At 48.1% G+C, this 16,805-nt stretch carries 15 protein-coding genes; 10 read left to right on the top strand and 5 right to left on the bottom strand.

Annotation, left to right across the window (positions count from 1 at the left end):
- Positions 1-61: 61 nt before the first annotated feature.
- Complete coding sequence (locus D082_RS02470; RefSeq protein WP_081857601.1) at positions 62-1,702, bottom strand: RNA-directed DNA polymerase; 1,641 nt, start codon at positions 1,700-1,702, stop codon at positions 62-64.
- 325 nt (positions 1,703-2,027) lie between these two features.
- Here D082_RS02470 and D082_RS02465 point away from each other — a divergent pair, with 325 nt between their 5' ends.
- Both D082_RS02465 and D082_RS02460 read left to right on the top strand, forming a co-directional pair.
- A complete protein-coding gene (locus D082_RS02465) occupies positions 2,028-2,930 on the top strand; it encodes a GNAT family N-acetyltransferase (RefSeq protein ID WP_028949343.1) in 903 nt (300 codons plus the stop codon).
- Between the two features lie 156 nt (positions 2,931-3,086).
- Positions 3,087-4,109: a hypothetical protein gene (locus tag D082_RS02460; protein ID WP_028949344.1), complete on the top strand. Its 1,023-nt coding sequence runs from the start codon at positions 3,087-3,089 to the stop codon at positions 4,107-4,109.
- A gap of 49 nt (positions 4,110-4,158) precedes the next feature.
- Here the strand turns inward: D082_RS02460 and D082_RS02455 are convergent, their stop codons facing one another.
- Together D082_RS02455 and hisS are read right to left on the bottom strand one after the other, a co-directional pair.
- Positions 4,159-5,277, bottom strand: a complete 1,119-nt coding sequence (locus D082_RS02455; RefSeq protein WP_028949345.1) for a hypothetical protein — start codon at positions 5,275-5,277, stop codon at positions 4,159-4,161.
- A 34-nt stretch (positions 5,278-5,311) separates the two neighbouring features.
- Entirely contained in the window at positions 5,312-6,595 is a 1,284-nt protein-coding gene (gene hisS / locus D082_RS02450; protein WP_028949346.1) for a histidine--tRNA ligase, read from the bottom strand.
- Between the two features lie 167 nt (positions 6,596-6,762).
- Here hisS and D082_RS02445 point away from each other — a divergent pair, with 167 nt between their 5' ends.
- The 5 genes from D082_RS02445 (at position 6,763) to lspA (ending at position 12,035) form a co-directional block, all read left to right on the top strand.
- Positions 6,763-7,776, top strand: coding sequence for an ABC transporter permease (locus D082_RS02445; protein WP_028949347.1), 1,014 nt, complete (start codon positions 6,763-6,765; stop codon positions 7,774-7,776).
- A gap of 439 nt (positions 7,777-8,215) precedes the next feature.
- Positions 8,216-9,718, top strand: a complete 1,503-nt coding sequence (gene pap, locus D082_RS02440) for a polyphosphate:AMP phosphotransferase (protein WP_028949348.1) — start codon at positions 8,216-8,218, stop codon at positions 9,716-9,718.
- A gap of 76 nt (positions 9,719-9,794) precedes the next feature.
- A complete protein-coding gene (gene bioB / locus D082_RS02435; RefSeq protein WP_028949349.1) occupies positions 9,795-10,883 on the top strand; it encodes a biotin synthase BioB in 1,089 nt (362 codons plus the stop codon).
- Complete coding sequence (locus D082_RS02430; protein WP_028949350.1) at positions 10,867-11,520, top strand: biotin transporter BioY; 654 nt, start codon at positions 10,867-10,869, stop codon at positions 11,518-11,520. Before bioB ends, D082_RS02430 begins: the two co-directional genes overlap by 17 nt.
- Positions 11,520-12,035 carry a signal peptidase II gene (lspA, locus tag D082_RS02425; protein WP_028949351.1) on the top strand — a complete coding sequence of 172 codons (516 nt, stop codon included), beginning with the start codon at positions 11,520-11,522 and terminating at the stop codon, positions 12,033-12,035. Before D082_RS02430 ends, lspA begins: the two co-directional genes overlap by 1 nt.
- Here the strand turns inward: lspA and D082_RS02420 are convergent.
- On the bottom strand, positions 11,983-13,575 hold the full coding sequence (locus D082_RS02420; protein ID WP_051738655.1) for a bifunctional ADP-dependent NAD(P)H-hydrate dehydratase/NAD(P)H-hydrate epimerase: 1,593 nt from the start codon (positions 13,573-13,575) through the stop codon (positions 11,983-11,985). The genes lspA and D082_RS02420 overlap by 53 nt on opposite strands.
- Before the next feature lie 16 nt (positions 13,576-13,591).
- The gene (hypB, locus tag D082_RS02415; protein ID WP_028949352.1) at positions 13,592-14,458 is read right to left on the bottom strand and encodes a hydrogenase nickel incorporation protein HypB; all 867 of its coding nucleotides are present in this window, start codon (positions 14,456-14,458) and stop codon (positions 13,592-13,594) included.
- 173 nt (positions 14,459-14,631) lie between these two features.
- Here hypB and D082_RS02410 point away from each other — a divergent pair, with 173 nt between their 5' ends.
- The 3 genes from D082_RS02410 to recO are packed head-to-tail and all read left to right on the top strand — an operon-like array spanning position 14,632 to position 16,776.
- The gene (locus tag D082_RS02410; RefSeq protein WP_028949353.1) at positions 14,632-14,979 is read left to right on the top strand and encodes a hypothetical protein; all 348 of its coding nucleotides are present in this window, start codon (positions 14,632-14,634) and stop codon (positions 14,977-14,979) included.
- Positions 14,980-15,020: 41 nt separating this feature from the next.
- Positions 15,021-15,959 carry an LD-carboxypeptidase gene (locus D082_RS02405; RefSeq protein WP_038530027.1) on the top strand — a complete coding sequence of 313 codons (939 nt, stop codon included), beginning with the start codon at positions 15,021-15,023 and terminating at the stop codon, positions 15,957-15,959.
- Position 15,960: 1 nt separating this feature from the next.
- Positions 15,961-16,776 (top strand): DNA repair protein RecO, encoded by an 816-nt coding sequence (gene recO / locus D082_RS02400; protein ID WP_028949354.1) that lies wholly within the window; start codon positions 15,961-15,963, stop codon positions 16,774-16,776.
- Positions 16,777-16,805: the final 29 nt, after the last annotated feature.

The following is a 16,805-nucleotide window of genomic DNA, read 5'->3' as shown; positions in this document are numbered from 1 at the left end:
TACACGATCTGAACATGTGTAGTTTTGAAAATTTATGATTTATTGTAAATTACGATCTTAGTTAAAAATCAGAATTCATCTCACCCATATTTTCTTCATCAGAGGAAGTATAACCAACAAGGTCTGAAATGGAGAAACGAGATTCCCATTGAGAATGAGCTATACTAATTGCATTAAGATTATAAAATACTACATTGTTTTCTTTGAGGAATGAAAATGCAGGATCATTATTAACATGATCTACATTTCCAACAGATGGCAGCCAATTTTTGACATTTGCTTCATAGCATAGTAGCCAGTTATTTCCCCATAATTCTTCTTCAGTCATTAAGGAAGACCAATGTGTGTGATCTAAAGCGATTTTAGTTAACCCTAAAGACTCAGCATGTAAAGCTAACAAAGGGACTAATGGTTCATTAATTTGACTAATTATATTGCATGACAATTCGCTTAGTTGTACGTTTAGGATAATTGTAGCCCAAATAGACCAAGCAATTTCACTCCCATGGCCTAAAGCGTAATGTGACTGAATCATCTGTTCTAGAGCATCCTGAATTTTGTCTTGATCGATTCTAAGAGAAAATTTTTTCTTGTATTTCTGAAGCTCAAACAAGACATATCGAATAGCTCCTGGTTCAGCGATCATTGATTGTATCAATAAATTCTGATAAACTTTCCAGACCAACCTATTAGAAAAATCTTCATTCTTAATACGAGATATGGCATAACCAATAACTGAGCTTTGTGGATGCTTAGGTGCTAAATCGAAAGCTAAACCAAAATAGCTTGTTAAATTTTGAATAATTGACAAAGGAGATCTTGCTTCAAAGTTAAAATTCTTAAATGTAAATGTCCATGTCTCTTCTAAAGGTAAAGGCAACTCTAGTATTTGTGTTTTTGATTCATTAAGAGATAATTCAAATTCCGACAAAATTCCCTGCAAAATGCCCAGTGCTGTCTCTGCCTCACTTCTTGTTCTAAAGGTCAATTCATAATCATCTATTCTTCGAAATCCTTTTAAATCAGGGTATTCTTTGAGTAATTCCATATCGACAGCAGTCAATAACATTTCAGACAATATTCTTGAAGAGTCAGGACCTAATGGCAATCCCATAGTTTGCGAATCTTGCATATTACGAACACATCTATCCAGTCGGTTCCCAGTTAACTGGTAGTTTGTTCTTTGACTTTTTGCCACATCTTTTGTATGAAGTGCCCAAGGTAAAGAGTGTGTATAGATAGAAGGATAAAATTGTTGTATATCCGTTACAAGAAGATATTTCCCATTACTGCGATGATGTGCCCTAATTTGTGGAAGATTAGAAGGCAGAGAATTATAATTAAAAGCCCTATTTCCGTTATTAGTGAAAGCTGGTTGTGTATAAGAGAGCGAGCTTCCTTTTATAAATGAATTAATCTCTTCCCAATTGTCTGTAATTTCTTTACATAAATTCATGTAGAGAATGGGATTAGGAACACCTAAAATTCGACGAAATCTATTAACTCTTGCTAAATTATGTTTGAGTAGAGGTGCGGTTCTAAAACGATTACTACTACCTGGTACTGTTGGTTTTAGCAAACTATTCGGAATAGCACTTGTACTATTTAGATTGCCAATCAACTGACCATATGAACTCGAAGAAAAGCATTGAGGTAACTCATATGGAAAATAACCATGGGTTAGAAATCTAGTGAGTGACATAGATAACACTGTTTTAAGTATCGGTAGAAGTATATCATCAGAAAATATTTTTTAGTGAGCATGAAGCAATATTTTATATCCCCAAAAACCTCTCTGGATTTATTGCACAGGGATAAAAATTTAAATTAGTTTAGTTTGATCGCTGATCTTGTGGTGAAATTTCTCCTACTCCTACTCAGCTAATAGATTGTTGGGAATGCACCATGATTATAAATATCTTGTAGTAGACGATCGCCGAAAAATTACAACTCACAATAATGGCGATCGCCCTGGCACCGATGTTATAAAATCCTTGACTGATTCCTCCTTTGTTTCGCCCTAATCTATGAGTTACCTAATTCGTCCCATGGAAGTTGACGATCGCCCGTTGGTAACCCGTTGGGCCCAGCAAGAAGGCTTTTGTCCAGGCATAGGGGATGTGGGGATTTTTTGTGACACCGATAACGCTGGGGTGTGGGTAGGGGAATGGCAAGGAGTGCCGGTGGGTTGCATTGCCGGGGTTCGTTACGACTACAATTACGGCTTTATTGGCCTGTTTCTAGTCCAGCCGGAATATCGAGGTCGGGGTTTTGGGGTGGCTCTGTGGCAAACGGCGATCGACCATTTGCAGGACGTGGGCTGTGTTGGTCTGGAAGCGGCCTTAACTAGGGTGGAAGATTATCAAAAATGGGGCTTTCATCCCGCCTATTACACCCGCCGCTATCGTTTACCCCCTGCTGATCGCCGTTCCTGTGTCCGGCCAAGTTTTGCTCCAGATCTACCCCCTGGCTATCAACTCATGGCTGGGAATGAACTAATGGAAGCCAAAGTGCAAGCCTACGATGCCCGCCACGAAGCCACTCCCCGGCCATTGTTTTTGCATGAATGGTTACAACGCCCCGAAGGAAAAGTAATGGTTATCCTAGATAGCCAAGGGGATTGTTGTGGCTACGGTCGCATTCGGCCATGTTTATTGCCCGATGACCATGATGGCAGTCCCCAGGGCTGGCGGTTGGGTCCCTTGATGGCTGATAGTACCGCCCTAGCAGGAGCTTTGCTAGATGTATTACTCGGCGATCGCCAGGGGCCAGTATTTATTGATGTGCCAGAGGTGAATCAAGATGCCATTTATCTATTGGAAGAACGGGGCTTTGAACTGGCCTTGTTAAATTTACGCATGTACAAGGGCAATCCGCCCCAACTCCCCTTGGAAGACATCTACGGCCTGGCCTGTTTGGAATTAGGTTAGGGATTGGCATTATTTATTATTTTGCCCTGGATTATTGAGACTATATTTTCAACATCTAAATATATTTATCACTGTAGTCAATCAATTTGTACAATTCCAACGATAAATGACCCACTTCTTTGTCAAGATCAAGACATAGGAATTCGTATTTTATCAATGAAAACTTTAACTTTATCTACAGCTACTCTCCTATTATTATCCCTGACTAGCATAGCTCCGGCAATGGCGCAATCTGAAACCATTAACTGCGTAAGGAACAGTGATGTAATTAATTGTTCCGATTATGGCAGTTTCCGCTATCAAACCAATAACAATCACCGGTATAATTCCCGCCCGACTGAGATTAGTTGTCTACGGAACAATAATGTTATTAATTGCCCCAACTATGGCAGTTTCCGCTATCAAGCCAATAACAATAGGCGGTCTAACATTCGCTATAATCGTGAGTCGGAAATTAACAATCTGTTCCTGCAAGTGTTGGGACGCAATGCCACCAGTAATGAAATCCGAGACTTTACCCAAACTATTAACAGTCAAGGTTGGTCTTCGGTACAGGTTCGTGAAAACCTAATTAATAGTGAAGAATTTTATCAATCCATTAATAATTTCTATCGGGAATATTTAGGACAAAATCTTGATAATAACAGCCTTGTAAGTTACCGTAATTTAATTGTTAATGGTCGAAGCTTGGCTGATATTAAGGATGAGATTAGCAATAGTACCGAAGCTCGAAATCGCAATTATAATAACCGTGATAACTATAACCAAGGCAATTATAATTCTGAACATCAGCGGCAGTTCAATGATATGTATATCCAGGTATTGGGACGCAATTCCAGTGCCAGTGAGTTAAGGAATTATAATCAGTTTGTAAATAATTCTAATTATTCCCTAGCCCAAGCCCGCCGGGATTTGGTTAATAGCCAAGACTTCAAGCAAGCATTGGATGTGGTTTACCAAGAATACCTAGGTCGTAACGCTGACTCACAAGGATTACAGGGTTATCGCAATGCCGTCATCGCAGGCAGTACCTTTGAAAATGTGAGGAATGAAATTGTTAATAGTCCCGAAGCTAATCGGTACAATAGTAACCTTAATAACGATGATTATTACAACCGGTCTGGGGGCAATTCACTAATTCAGGGTGTTTTCTGCAATATTACAGGGATCTGTTTTTGAGTCAGGCAATTCCAGTCTCTAACTCAATTTCCCCCATTTGGCATTGAAATTAATCCACCGTAGACGTTAATTTGGGGGGCAGAGGCGATCGGGACTTGTTGGGCCGTCGATGCAAAGGACTGATCATCCTGCGGGGATCGGGCAAATTCAGATTGGCCGGGCGGCGATTTTCGTCCACTATAACCGTGATGTCCACCTGGATGGGATTTTCCAATTCTGGATAAATTAGCTCCACAGAGTAGCTGATGGAACGGAAAGGGTTAAAACGCTCTGATTTTTCTAACTGGTCTTCGGCATCAGTATCAGCTGATGACTTTGCTACTACCAAAGCTTCTGGCTGTTGATCCTCTGGTATTTCTTCTTTTTTTGCAAAAACATCCGAGGCCATGGCCGCCACCGGCTCTAGAATTTCTTCCTGTACTGTTTCTTTTACTTGTTTTTCCCTTGCTTCGACATTGGCGGCGATTGTTACCACCGGTTCAAGGATTTGATCGTCCATATTTTCCTCCATCGTCTTCTCAGTGCCCGGGGCTGTGGTAGCCATCGATTCCACAGTTTTCTCCTCCACTCTGTTTTCTATGTTTTCTGTATTTCCCTCTACCCCTATTATTTCCAGAGAGTTACTAGACTCTACTGCTTCATTTTCAGTTAATTTTACCCTTGTTTTTCTGTGCCACTGAAGCACCGGGACGGGCTCTGGATCAAGCTCTGGCACCACCATAGGACGCATGGGATGGGGCACAATGGCGTTATTTGCTGCCTCTGTTTCCTGCTCCGGCTCAAATTCCTCTGGTTCAGCATTCAATTTCGGTACTGTGACCGTAGCCATGGCAGGACTAACAATTTGGAATTGAAAACGGATTTGCCAGGTTTCTCCACAAAGCTGATCAAATAAGTCTGGCTGGGCATTCAGTTGCCAGGTGCCGGGTTGGACGGTGTGCAGATCCAACAGGGAAATAAGTCCTTCTTGGTTGGTGCGCCCCTGGAAATCGTGGTTTTCAACTTTGCCGGTGGCCGAAAAAAATTTCCAACGCCATTGCACATACTTATGGGGTACTGCCAGACGGGCCGCTAGACGGTAATGGCCCAGGGGGAGAGAGCGGCAGGAATCCAGGGGTTGCCAACTTTGGTTGTCAGCGGTTTTAAACCAAATCGTCCATGGGGTCATGGCAGGTCACAGAAAAGTTAGAGGTGAGGTGGGGTTATTTTCCCCTATGTCCCGCTAAACGTTGTTTGAGTTCCGTAATGTCCCCCATTAAATCCTCCAACTGCACTGTTTCTTGGGTTTTGCTGGCCAGCCATTTAAGTTGTACTGTGCCTGTTGCCATTTCCCCTTCCCCCAACACTAAGCAGGCGATCGCCCCGGATTTATCAGCCCGCTTAAATTGTTTACCAAAGGCACTGGCGCTGAGATCTAAAGCGACGGATAATCCCTGGTTGCGTAATTGTTGCGCCAAAATTAGGGCTTGGGGTTCTGCTTTTTCTCCTTTGGAAACAAGGTAAAAATCCGGGCCAGCAATGGGAGGCGTGGCCATTTGTTGCAAAAGAATAATTAAACGCTCCAATCCCATGGCCCAGCCCACGGCAGGGGTAACGGGGCCGCCCAATTCCGCCACTAGGCCATCGTAACGACCGCCACCGCAAACGGTGGCCTGGGCCCCCAGATCGCTGGATTGAATTTCGAAGGCAGTGTGGGTGTAGTAATCCAAGCCCCGCACCAGGGTGGGGGTAAGTTGGTAGGCAATGCCTAAGTCCGTCAGTAATTGTTGTACTTGGTCAAAGTGCCGTTGGGAATCCGCTCCGAGATGATCCAAAATGCTGGGGGCATCCTGGACAATTTCCTGGGTGCGCTTAGCTTTGCTGTCCAAAATTCTCAGGGGATTGCGCTCCAACCGGTCCTGGGAATCGGGATCTAGTTCATCTTTGAAAGGGGTTAAGTAGGCGATCAAAGCTTCCCGGTATCTTTGGCGATCGCCGCCATTACCGACGGAATTTAAGGCGAGGGAAAGGTTACTCAAACCAAGGGCTTTGAGAATGTCGGTGCCTAAGGCAATCACTTCCACGTCAGCCCTGGGATCGGCACTGCCCAATACTTCTACCCCCAATTGATGGAATTGTCTTTGCCGACCGGCCTGGGGTCTTTCGTAGCGGAACATAGGCCCGGTATACCACAATCGTTGTACTGCTCCAGCGGACTGTAAATTCTGTTCAATATAAGCCCGTACCACCCCCGCTGTGCCTTCGGGTCTTAGGGTAATAGGGCGATCGCCCCGGTCGGTGAAGCTATACATTTCTTTGCCCACAACGTCGGTGGCTTCCCCAATGCCCCGCTCAAACAGAGTGGTCTGCTCAAAAATAGGGGTGCGAATTTCTTGGTATAAAGCCCGGTCTAAAATGCGTTTGGCGATCGCCTCTACCCATTGCCAATAGTTGGTTTCCGGGGGCACAATGTCACGGGTTCCACGAATGGCTTGGATAGCTCCCATAGTTCGGCTCAGTTCCTGTCAAACAAAATACGTTCCTAACCTTAGCGGATTCCGATGACCCATGGCCCCTTGGCGATCGGCATCTGCACCGATAAAAGCCTTAGGGTATATTGGCTAGGAGCAATCCCTAGACAGGATCTAACCAGCAGTTTTTGGTCAATTAATCCATGCGTAATCCCCTCCGTTGGCTCCAAAATGACGACTTGGCCTATGTTGTCCAGCGGTTAATAGAAGGACTGATTACCTTACTACTGGCATCCCTATTAAGCTTTGCCATTATCCAGTTGGCCCCCGGCAGTTACCTCGATACCCTCCAGCAAAATCCGAAAATTTCCCCGGAAACCATCCAACAGCTAAAAGTTCAATTTGGCCTAGACCAACCTTGGTATGTGCAATATTGGCGCTGGCTCACCCAAGTGGTGACCCGATTTAATTTTGGCGAAAGTTTTGTCTATAACCGTTCTGTTGCCTCCTTATTAATGGAACGGATTCCTGCCACCCTACTGTTGGCCATCACGTCCATCATTCTCACCTGGGCGATCGCCATTCCTTTGGGTATTGTGGGTGCTGTTCAGCAAAATACATTGTTAGATCGAGGTTTGCGGGTAATTAGCTACATTGGCCAAGGATTTCCCAGCTTTATCACAGCTTTGCTCCTGTTATTCCTTGCTCAATCCGTTTCTCCCCTATTGCCGGTGGGGGACATGACCAGCATTGATTTTGCCGAATTTTCCTGGCCCCACAAAGTCTGGGACATTGCTTGGCACATGATTTTACCTACCCTGGCCTTGAGTATTACTAGTTTTGCTGGGCTACAACGGCTAATGCGGGGACAACTGTTAGATGTGTTGCGCCAAGACTATATCCAAACAGCGAGGGCTAAAGGTCTGCCAGAAAACCGAGTTATTTACGTCCACGCCCTCCGCAATGCTATCAATCCGCTAATCACCATCCTGGGCTTTGAGTTTGCCGGTCTCCTCAGTGGCGCGTTCATTGCCGAATTCTTTTTCAATTGGCCCGGTTTGGGCCGCCTGATTTTACAAGCGGTGACAGCCCAGGATCTTTATCTAGTGATGGGTAGTTTAATGATGGGGGCAACCCTACTGATTGTGGGCAATCTCCTGGCGGACTTATTACTGAAATTCACCGACCCTCGCATTCAATTGGCTGATTTGAAATGACTTAAAGCGCCCTTCCACCTCTCCAGTACTGATCGAGTTCAGCTTCGGATAAAACAACTTAAATTCTTTTATTGCTAATTACCGTAACTCAATATCGTACACATAATATTGGCTATAGCGGAATGGTGTTACTCCATGGCGTCGGCCAAGCCATCTGGGGCATTTTCCAACAATCGAGCCAACCCCAACCCGAGTAAATCTCCGCTATGACCTGTCCTTTGCTAATATCCCTTCAGCGTTTAAAAAGTGTTTGAAAAACTTCCCTAGCCCCTGATTCTCGGGAGAAAAATCTTCAACGTCCCCCAAATTTGCTGGAGATGTGGGGTGGGAGAACATTACTTTTAAAACAGGCACTTAGGGGATTGGCCGCCCATGGCCTCCAAATCCCTTAAAAGTTAAACTTAGCCCTAATAATTAATCCTACCCCTGGCGATCGCCTATGTTAGACGCCCTTGACCTTTCCCTCAAACTAGATAAAGAAAGTTATAAAGAACAGCTGGAAGATTTGATGCAACAGTTGCGGAGTTTGCAACAGTCCTGCTGGGAAGAGCAAATTCCGGTGATTATTGTTTTGGAAGGCTGGGCCGCCGCCGGCAAAGGTACATTGCTGAAGAAAATCGTTAACTATATGGACCCGAGGGGATTTTCCGTTAACCCCACCTTTGCGGCCAACGAACAGGAGCGAATGTACCCTGTGCTCTGGCGTTTTTGGCAAAAGCTTCCCCCCAAAGGAAGTTTGGGATTTTTTTATCACAGTTGGTACACCAATTGCCTAGAGGAAAGATTATTCGGCCGGGTGCCGGCCCCCCAGGTCCCCCTAATCATGCGGGACATCAACGCCTTTGAGCGTCAGTTAGTGGAAGATGGAGCGGCGATCGCCAAATTTTGGGTGCATATCAGTCAAAAAGAGTTGAAAAAACGCCTGAAAAAGTACGAAGCAGACGAGCTGGAAATGTGGCGGGTGCGGCCGGAGGATTGGCAACAGGAAAAACGCTACCAGGAATATGCCGCCCTAGTGGAGGAAATGCTCACCTACACCAGCACCGGTTACGGCCCTTGGACTTTGGTGGAAGGGGATTGTGAACGGTGGTCTCGGGTAAAAGTATTGTCCCAATTGGTGGCGGTGATTGTCCAAGCCTTAGACCAAAAACGGGTCAGAGCCAACACTCAAGTCGCCCATCTCCCCTCCCAGAGCGAACTTTTGCCCACGGAACCTAATTTTCTAGCCAAAGTGGATTTGACTGTCCAATTAAGTAAAGATGACTATCGACAAAAATTGCGGGACAGCCAGATTGAATTGCGTAAACTGCAAGCCAAAATTTACCAGGAAAAGGTGCCGGTAATTGCCTTATTTGAAGGTTGGGATGCGGCGGGCAAGGGGGGAGCCATTAAAAGGTTAACTGATACCCTAGATCCCCGCAGTTACCAGGTCAATACTTTCGCTGCCCCCACGGAGGAAGAAGCCCGATTCCATTACCTCTGGCGTTTCTGGCGCCGGATTCCCCCCGGTGGAAAAATTGGTATTTTTGACCGTAGTTGGTACGGCCGGGTGATGGTGGAAAGGGTGGAAGGTTTTGCTAGGGAAAAGGAATGGTTGCGAGCCTACCGGGAAATCAACGAATTTGAAGCGGAATTAACGGCGGAAGGTTATGTGGTGGTCAAATTTTTCCTCCATATTAGTCCCGAAGAACAGTTAGCCCGCTTTGAAGAACGGCAAAACAACCCCTTTAAGCAATACAAACTCACCGATGAGGATTGGCGTAACCGGGAAAAATGGCCCCTTTACAACGTAGCGGTGAACCAAATGATGGCCCGCACCAATACTCCTGCTGCTCCCTGGACGGTAGTATCCGCCAATGATAAATATTTCGCCCGGGTACAGGTAATTGAAACGGTGGTGGAAGCAGTGAAAATGGAGCTCAAACGTCGGGGTAAGGATTAGCCCAACCTCTGGCACCTTTGCCCACCGTGATAAAATGCCCTTTAATCTCGATTCAGACCCCTAACCCAACATTGCCGTGGTTCTAGCATCTTCTCGTCCTCCTTCCCCCACCAATTCCCCGGCTGAGCCCAGCGAGGCAATGGAAACCTGGTTGACCAGCCTTAGTCAGCGCATTATCGACGGCGATCGCCTAACGCGGGAAGAGGCATTGCAGTTGGCGGCGATCGAGGGGGAAGAGAATATTCTTTTGCTCTGTGAAGCGGCCAATAACATTCGCCAAGCCTGCTGTGGCAACGTAGTGGATCTGTGTAGCATCATCAATGTTAAATCCGGCAACTGTTCGGAAAACTGCGGCTTTTGCTCCCAATCCAGTCACCATCCAGACCCCAACTCCCCCATTTATGGTCTGAAAACCCAAGCCGAGATTTTAGAGCAGGCAAGGGCGGCGGCGGCGGCGGGGGCCAAACGCTTTTGCTTAGTTAGCCAGGGTCGGGGCCCCAAGTACCATAGCCCTAAAGATAAAGAATTTGAACAAATTCTCGCCACGGTGCGGCAAATTGTCCAGGAAACCAACATCAAGCCCTGCTGTGCCCTGGGGGAAGTAACCCCGGAACAAGCCCAACGGTTGAGGGAAGCCGGGGTAACCCGTTATAACCATAACCTGGAAGCATCGGCTAACTATTACGACAAAGTTGTCACTACCCACACTTGGCAAGACCGGGTAGATACGGTGAAAAACCTCAAAGCGGCGGGCATTCAAGCTTGCACCGGCGGTATTTTGGGCATGGGGGAAAGCTGGGAAGACCGTATCGATCTAGCCTTAGCTCTGCGGGAACTGGAGGTGGAATCGGTGCCCCTTAACCTGCTCAATCCCCGTCCCGGTACTCCTTTGGGGGAACAACAAAAGTTAAATCCCTATGATGCCCTCAAGGCGATCGCCATTTTTCGCTTTATTTTGCCCCAGCAGATTATTCGCTATGCCGGGGGCCGGGAGGCGGTGATGGGGGAACTACAGGATTTAGGGCTAAAAGCAGGCATTAACGCTATGCTAGTGGGCCATTACTTAACTACCCTGGGCCAACCCCCAGAACAAGATCAAAAATTATTGGCATCCCTTGGCCTCCAAGGGGGAGAAGCCCCTATCCCCGGTGAATACCAATCCTGAGTCTGACCTCGACCTAGTGACGGAGGAGATTGAACTCCCCAAGCCTTCCCTGGTGGCAGAAGTCCTGTTGGCGATCGCCGGACTGCTGTTGACTATTTTCTGTACTTTTGTCCAGGTATTTGCCACCAATCCCCCTTGGCAATGGTGGAAGGCGGGCATTTACTCCCATCCCCTTGGCACAACCTATCAGGTGGGTGCAGTGTTGCTCACAGCCTGTGTGGGGGGCAGTAGGGCCGGGGCGATCGCCCAGTTGGGCTACATTACCCTTGGGCTAGCCTGGTTGCCCATTTTTGCCCATGGGGGGGGCTGGGATTATTGGCAACAACCCACCTTTGGCTATCTGTTGGGCTTTATTCCTGGAGCTTGGCTCTGTGGTTGGTTAGCCTACCGTTCCCCCACCAAAATTGAAAGCCTAGCCCTCAGTTGCTTAGCGGGTTTGGGCGTCATCCACGGTGCCGGTATGGTTTATCTGGTGCTGATGGCTTTACTAAAACTGGGTAATCCCCCCATTTTGCCCTTGTCAGCCTTGCCCCAGGCCCTGATCACCTTTTCCCTCATGGCCCTGCCCGGCCAGATTATCCTGGTCTGTTTAACCGCCGTGTTGGCTTACTTTTTGCGGAGAATTTTATTTTATTGATGGCCCGGTCTTTTTCCCTCGCTAAAAATCCCCTCTTCTGGCAGGTGGCGATCGCCGGTATTGTTTTGGACCAGCTCAGTAAACTCTGGGTCAGCCAGGCCATGGCCCCCGTGGGCACCAGTTTGCCCCTCTGGTCGGGGGTGTTTCATTTCACCTATGTGCTCAACACCGGAGCGGCATTCAGCGCCTTTCGGGGAGGAGCGGGTTGGCTCAAATGGCTTTCCCTGGGGGTAAGTGTGGGCTTAATTATCTTTGCCGGTAAGGTTCCCCTACGGAAGCTAGAACAATTGGGCTATGGTTGTATCCTGGCGGGGGCCGTGGGCAATGGCATTGACCGATTTTTCCTCGGCCATGTGATCGACTTTTTGGATTTCCGCCTAATTAATTTCCCCATTTTCAACCTAGCGGACGTCTCCATTAACATTGGCATTGCGGCCCTACTCTGGGCTAATTTCCAGCCGGTTAGCCATCGAAAGGCCGAGTACAGCGGGGAACAAGACCGGGGCGATCGGTGATGCTTTCCCCAGCAGTCCATCTCCGGTAGGTTGGGAGCAGATACTCAGCTAAATGTTGGGCATCTACCCCCAACACCGTTCTTTGTTGGGCGGCAAAAATTCCCGCCTGGGCATGCCACCAAGCGACCCCTGCCACCCTTTGGACTAGGGGCAAATCTGATGGTTGAGCTAAGATTCCTCCCATTAATCCAGTTAAGACATCACCACTGCCGCCCCGAGCTAAAGCGGAGGTACTGTCCTTGATCAGCCAAGTGGGGCCGGTGGGGTCAGCAATGATGGTTTTGGCCCCCTTGAGTAAGACCGTAGTTTGGCTCCTTACCGCTCCTGTTTGGGCGGCCGTGAGGCGATCGCCTTGGTCAAGGTCGGGAAAAAGTCGTTTAAATTCCCCCCCATGGGGAGTGAGTACAGTGGGAGCTGTCCTTTGGGCTAACAGGGGCAGTAATTTCTGTTGGGCGACTTTGTTCAGGGCATCGGCATCCAAAATTAGGGGGCAGGCAACATTTAAAACCTCTTCCACCACTGGCCCCACGTCAAGACTTAATCCCGGCCCCAGGGCAATGGCGCTATAACTGGCAAGGTTTAAATTTCCTAACCCGGCGATCGCCCCGGAATGGGTTTCCAAACAACCGTGGACTAGCATTTCTGGGCATTGACTATGGATGAGGCTTGTAACACTTTTAGGCACTGCCACAGTCACCATGCCTACCCCAGTGGCCCTTGCTCCCAAGCAGCTTAATAACGCTCCGCCGGCATATTGTTGGGAACCACAGATGAGTAACAAATGACCCTGCTGATATTTATGGGTAACCAGGGGCCGCCTTGGGAACAACGCTTCTTTGCCCTGGTCAGAGCTAAGGACTTGTAGCGGCCAGCCATGCCCCAAAACCTCGGCGATCGCCTGGGGGGGTAAACCAATATTGAGCAATTCCGTTTGTCCTAGGTATGGCAAAGCCCTGTCTTGGAAGTGGGCCCGTTTCCAGAGGCCAAGGCAAAAACTCCGCTCCGCCTGCACCGCCACGCCTAAAATTTCCCCTGTATCCGTATGGATACCCGATGGTAAATCGATGCTAACAATGGGTATAGGGAGAATATTAATGGTTGTAATCAGATCGGCGATCGCCCCGGTGATCGGTCGAGTTAAACCAACGCCGAACAGCCCGTCAATAATTAGATCGCAATGGGCCAAAGCGTTGACCCCATCCAGCCAAGGAATACCTAAACTTTTAGCGTAATTAGTATGGTTTTGGGTCAGGGGTTTTAACTGTTCTAAGGATTGGAAAACTTTAACGTGGTAGCCATGCAAAGTGAGCTCCCGGGCCACCACCAAGCCATCGCCACCGTTATGGCCTGGCCCCACCACTACACCGATGCGGGGATATTTAGCTAGGGGATAGAGGACTTGCAATCTGTTGGCTATGTGCAGAGCTGCCTTTTCCATCAACGCTGCCACGGGCATACCCCGGTCAAATAACCAGTTTTCAATGCTCTGCATTTGGGCCGCACTAACTACGGCCTGGAGCCCTTGGTGCGTCAAAGTCATGTTTTCCCCCAGCCCCCTAGGCCAATGCTAGTTCGGCAGATGGAGATGGGAGTTCCAATCGAAATTGGTGTAAATAGTCATACCAGGGCTGTAACCCTGCTCCAGTGCGGGCGGAAATAGCGAAAATTTTGGCTTGGGGAGCTACCTGACGCAGATTTTGCCAGGCTAACTCTTCATCAAAACCCACTGCTTCGGCAATGTCCTGTTTTGTCACTAAAATAACCTGGGCTGATTTAAATGTGGCCGGATATTTGAGGGGTTTATCTTCCCCTTCGGTAACGGAAAATAGTACGACCCGCAAATCTTCCCCCAAATCGTAGGCGGCGGGACAAACTAAATTGCCGACATTTTCAATAATCAATTCTTCGATGTTGTCTAGATCCAACTGTTGGGCCGCCTTGGCCACCATTGCCGCTTCCAAATGACAAATATTGCCCGTGGTTACCTGAATGGTGATCGCCCCGGCACTGCGGAGACGTTGGGCATCATTATCCGTAGCTAAATCCCCCACAATGACTGCGGTGGGATGATCTTTTTGGCGATCGCCGACCATTTTTTGGATTAGGGCAGTTTTGCCGGCCCCAGGGGAAGAAAGGAAATTCATTACCAGTAAACCTTTAGCCTGGAAGTAGCTTCGATTTCTTGCCGCTAAATGATCGTTTTTGCTGAGAATCTCTTGGCCAATGGTGATGGACTGGCGATCGGGGGTAATGGTCACCGTCTGCTGGTCTAAACCGTTGTTGGGGATGGATTCTAGAGCGTGACTATGGTGATGATGTCCGGCATGGGAATGGTCATCGTGGCTATGGGTAAAATTTCCGTCTCCATGGTGGTGGCTATGGGCAACGGTTCCCACCGCACTACAACCGCAGTTTTGGCACATAATAACCTTCTCCCTTGGGCGGAAATATCAACATCATGCCTCCATGGTAAAAGAAGATTCCTAAAGATGTTCTGCTCCAATTTCCATTCAGCGCAGTACCCTGGAAAAGATGCTGAAAGCCAAAGTTTGTCTTTTCCAGTTCTGCCAACCAACTTCCCCGCCCCATTGTGCCGATGACAGCTCCCCTCACCCTCAACTTGCTCCAAGGTTCCGTTCGTTTTCCCTTTAGTACTGAAGCGGCGATCGCCCTCCAGGGGGAAATTAACCAGTTAGTCAATCAGTTAAAAGCCATCGGTGCCCAGGTGAACCAAGGGGGCAGGCCTGAAAAACAGAGGAATTTGGAATATTGCCACAGTGGAGAAGTGTTTCTGGAGGTGTTTTGTAATCCTAATATTTACCCCAGTCCCTTTGCGGCCAAGGTGTTGTTAACAGTGCGGGATGAGCGCATTCGTTTAACCACAGAGGCGGAATTACCCAGACTGATTGAGGATTTGGCGGAATATTTAGCCCAACATGGTTAGATGGAAATTCTGTTCCATAAATTCCTACAAGTCTTTCAAAAATGTTTTCCTTGCCCGAAAAATTTCGTCAACCTGCCCCCCTGCAACCAGGCGATCGCCTAACGGTGGTTTCCCCCAGCGGTAGTTTGCGGGAATTGGTGGACTTTCAAAAAGGGGTTGAAATTTGGCGATCGTGGGGTTACGAAGTTACCTTCAGCCAGGGCTACGAAAATCGCCTTGGTTACCTAGCGGGAACGGATCAACAACGGCGGGAAGATTTACTCAATGCCTGGTTGGATCCAGATTGCAAAGGTATTCTATGCAGTCGGGGGGGTTATGGCTCGGCCCGGCTACTGGAAAATTGGCAATGGCCAGAAATTGATCAACCCAAATGGCTAATTGGTTTTTCCGACGTGACTGGCCTTTTATGGAGTCTGCTGAAATCGGGCATTATTAGCCTCCACGGGCCAGTATTAACCACCCTCGGCGATGAGCCGGATTGGGCCTTGGAACGACTCCATAATTATCTCCAAGGTTCTCCCCTCGCCCCATTGACAGGCAAAGGTTGGCACCTAGGGAAGGTCCAAGGGCGTTTAATCGCTGGTAACTTAACCGTTGCCACCCATTTTTTGGGTACTGACTGGCAACCGAATTTTGACAAGGTAATTTTGGCGATCGAAGATGTGGGGGAGGCGCCCTACCGCATTGACCGTATGTTAACCCAATGGCGAGCTTCGGGCAATTTAAGCAAATTGGCGGGTATTGCCCTGGGGCAGTTCAGTGGCTGTGAGGCTCCTAACGGTTTCCCCAGTTGCACAGTGGAAGAGGTACTTGGCGATCGCCTGGGGAATTTAGGTATACCCATTGTGGCGGATTTACCCTTTGGCCATGGTGCTGTTAATGCAGTGTTAGCGGTGGGTGGTGAAGTAGAATTGGACGGAGAAAAGGGCAGTTTGACTTTTCTTGAAACGCCAAAGACTGAGTTAATGATCAAAGATTAATTTGAGCCGTACGTACCAAACCCTAGGCATTATTGTTAAAGGTATGGCCTTTGGGGAATCCGATCGCCTGGTTACTATTTTTTCGCCTGACCATGGGTTAATCCGTGCCATTGCTCCGGGGGCAAGAAAACCTAAATCTAGCCTCAGGGGTCGCACGGAGCTCTTTGTGGTTAACCAGTTTCTGTTATTTTCAGGTAAAAATTTAGACCGCATTAATCAAGCGGAAACCCAATATTCCTATCCTGGCCTGGGACAAAATGTCTGTAACTTGGCGGCGGGGCAATATTTAATCGAACTAATTCTGGCCCTAGGGACGGAAGCCAGTGCCCAAGCATCCCTTTACGAGCTATTTACGGAGCACTTGCGGCGGCTAGAAACGGAAGCCACCGGGGAAAATCTTTACGGCCATTTGGCCCAAGCGCTATTCCATTGCCTCGGTGCGGAAGGATTTGCACCCCAATTTCATCACTGTGCCATCACGGCCCAAAGCGTTAGTCCTAATTTTTATGATCGCCAATGGCGGGTTGGGTTTAGCCCAGAGTTAGGGGGCATTGTCGATCTCTGTAGTTCCGGGGATATGGGGCCTATTCCCCACCTGCGACGGTTAACGGCCATGGAACTGAGCCTGTTGCAACAATTAAACCAAAGTTCTCTCCCTAACCCCCAGCAATACCTACCGGCGATCGCCCAGAAAAATTTTCGTGCTTGGGACTGGGTTAAGGCGGAAAATCTGATGCGTTACTACGCCCAACGTCAACTGGGTAAAAGCTTCCGGGCTGCTGTTTTGCTCGATAGTATGTGGGAAGTGGACTTTTAGGGGAGGTGTAACCTTCCCCTGGAACCCAT

This window comes from Synechocystis sp. PCC 6714 (genome assembly GCF_000478825.2).
In the GTDB taxonomy this organism is placed as follows: domain Bacteria; phylum Cyanobacteriota; class Cyanobacteriia; order Cyanobacteriales; family Microcystaceae; genus Synechocystis.
Note: the sequence above shows the minus strand (reverse complement) of the source record. Positions and strands in the feature narration are given on the sequence as shown.

What these genes read in the sequence shown, in the direction of transcription:
- D082_RS02470 (WP_081857601.1), bottom strand. Translation starts at nt 1,702, where the DNA reads ATGTCACTCACTAGATTTCTAACCCATGGTTATTTTCCATATGAGTTA.
- D082_RS02465 (WP_028949343.1), top strand. Translation starts at nt 2,028, where the DNA reads ATGAGTTACCTAATTCGTCCCATGGAAGTTGACGATCGCCCGTTGGTA.
- D082_RS02460 (WP_028949344.1), top strand. Translation starts at nt 3,087, where the DNA reads ATGAAAACTTTAACTTTATCTACAGCTACTCTCCTATTATTATCCCTG.
- D082_RS02455 (WP_028949345.1), bottom strand. Translation starts at nt 5,277, where the DNA reads ATGACCCCATGGACGATTTGGTTTAAAACCGCTGACAACCAAAGTTGG.
- hisS (WP_028949346.1), bottom strand. Translation starts at nt 6,595, where the DNA reads ATGGGAGCTATCCAAGCCATTCGTGGAACCCGTGACATTGTGCCCCCG.
- D082_RS02445 (WP_028949347.1), top strand. Translation starts at nt 6,763, where the DNA reads ATGCGTAATCCCCTCCGTTGGCTCCAAAATGACGACTTGGCCTATGTT.
- pap (WP_028949348.1), top strand. Translation starts at nt 8,216, where the DNA reads ATGTTAGACGCCCTTGACCTTTCCCTCAAACTAGATAAAGAAAGTTAT.
- lspA (WP_028949351.1), top strand. Translation starts at nt 11,520, where the DNA reads ATGGCCCGGTCTTTTTCCCTCGCTAAAAATCCCCTCTTCTGGCAGGTG.
- D082_RS02420 (WP_051738655.1), bottom strand. Translation starts at nt 13,575, where the DNA reads ATGACTTTGACGCACCAAGGGCTCCAGGCCGTAGTTAGTGCGGCCCAA.
- hypB (WP_028949352.1), bottom strand. Translation starts at nt 14,458, where the DNA reads ATGTGCCAAAACTGCGGTTGTAGTGCGGTGGGAACCGTTGCCCATAGC.
- D082_RS02410 (WP_028949353.1), top strand. Translation starts at nt 14,632, where the DNA reads ATGACAGCTCCCCTCACCCTCAACTTGCTCCAAGGTTCCGTTCGTTTT.
- D082_RS02405 (WP_038530027.1), top strand. Translation starts at nt 15,021, where the DNA reads ATGTTTTCCTTGCCCGAAAAATTTCGTCAACCTGCCCCCCTGCAACCA.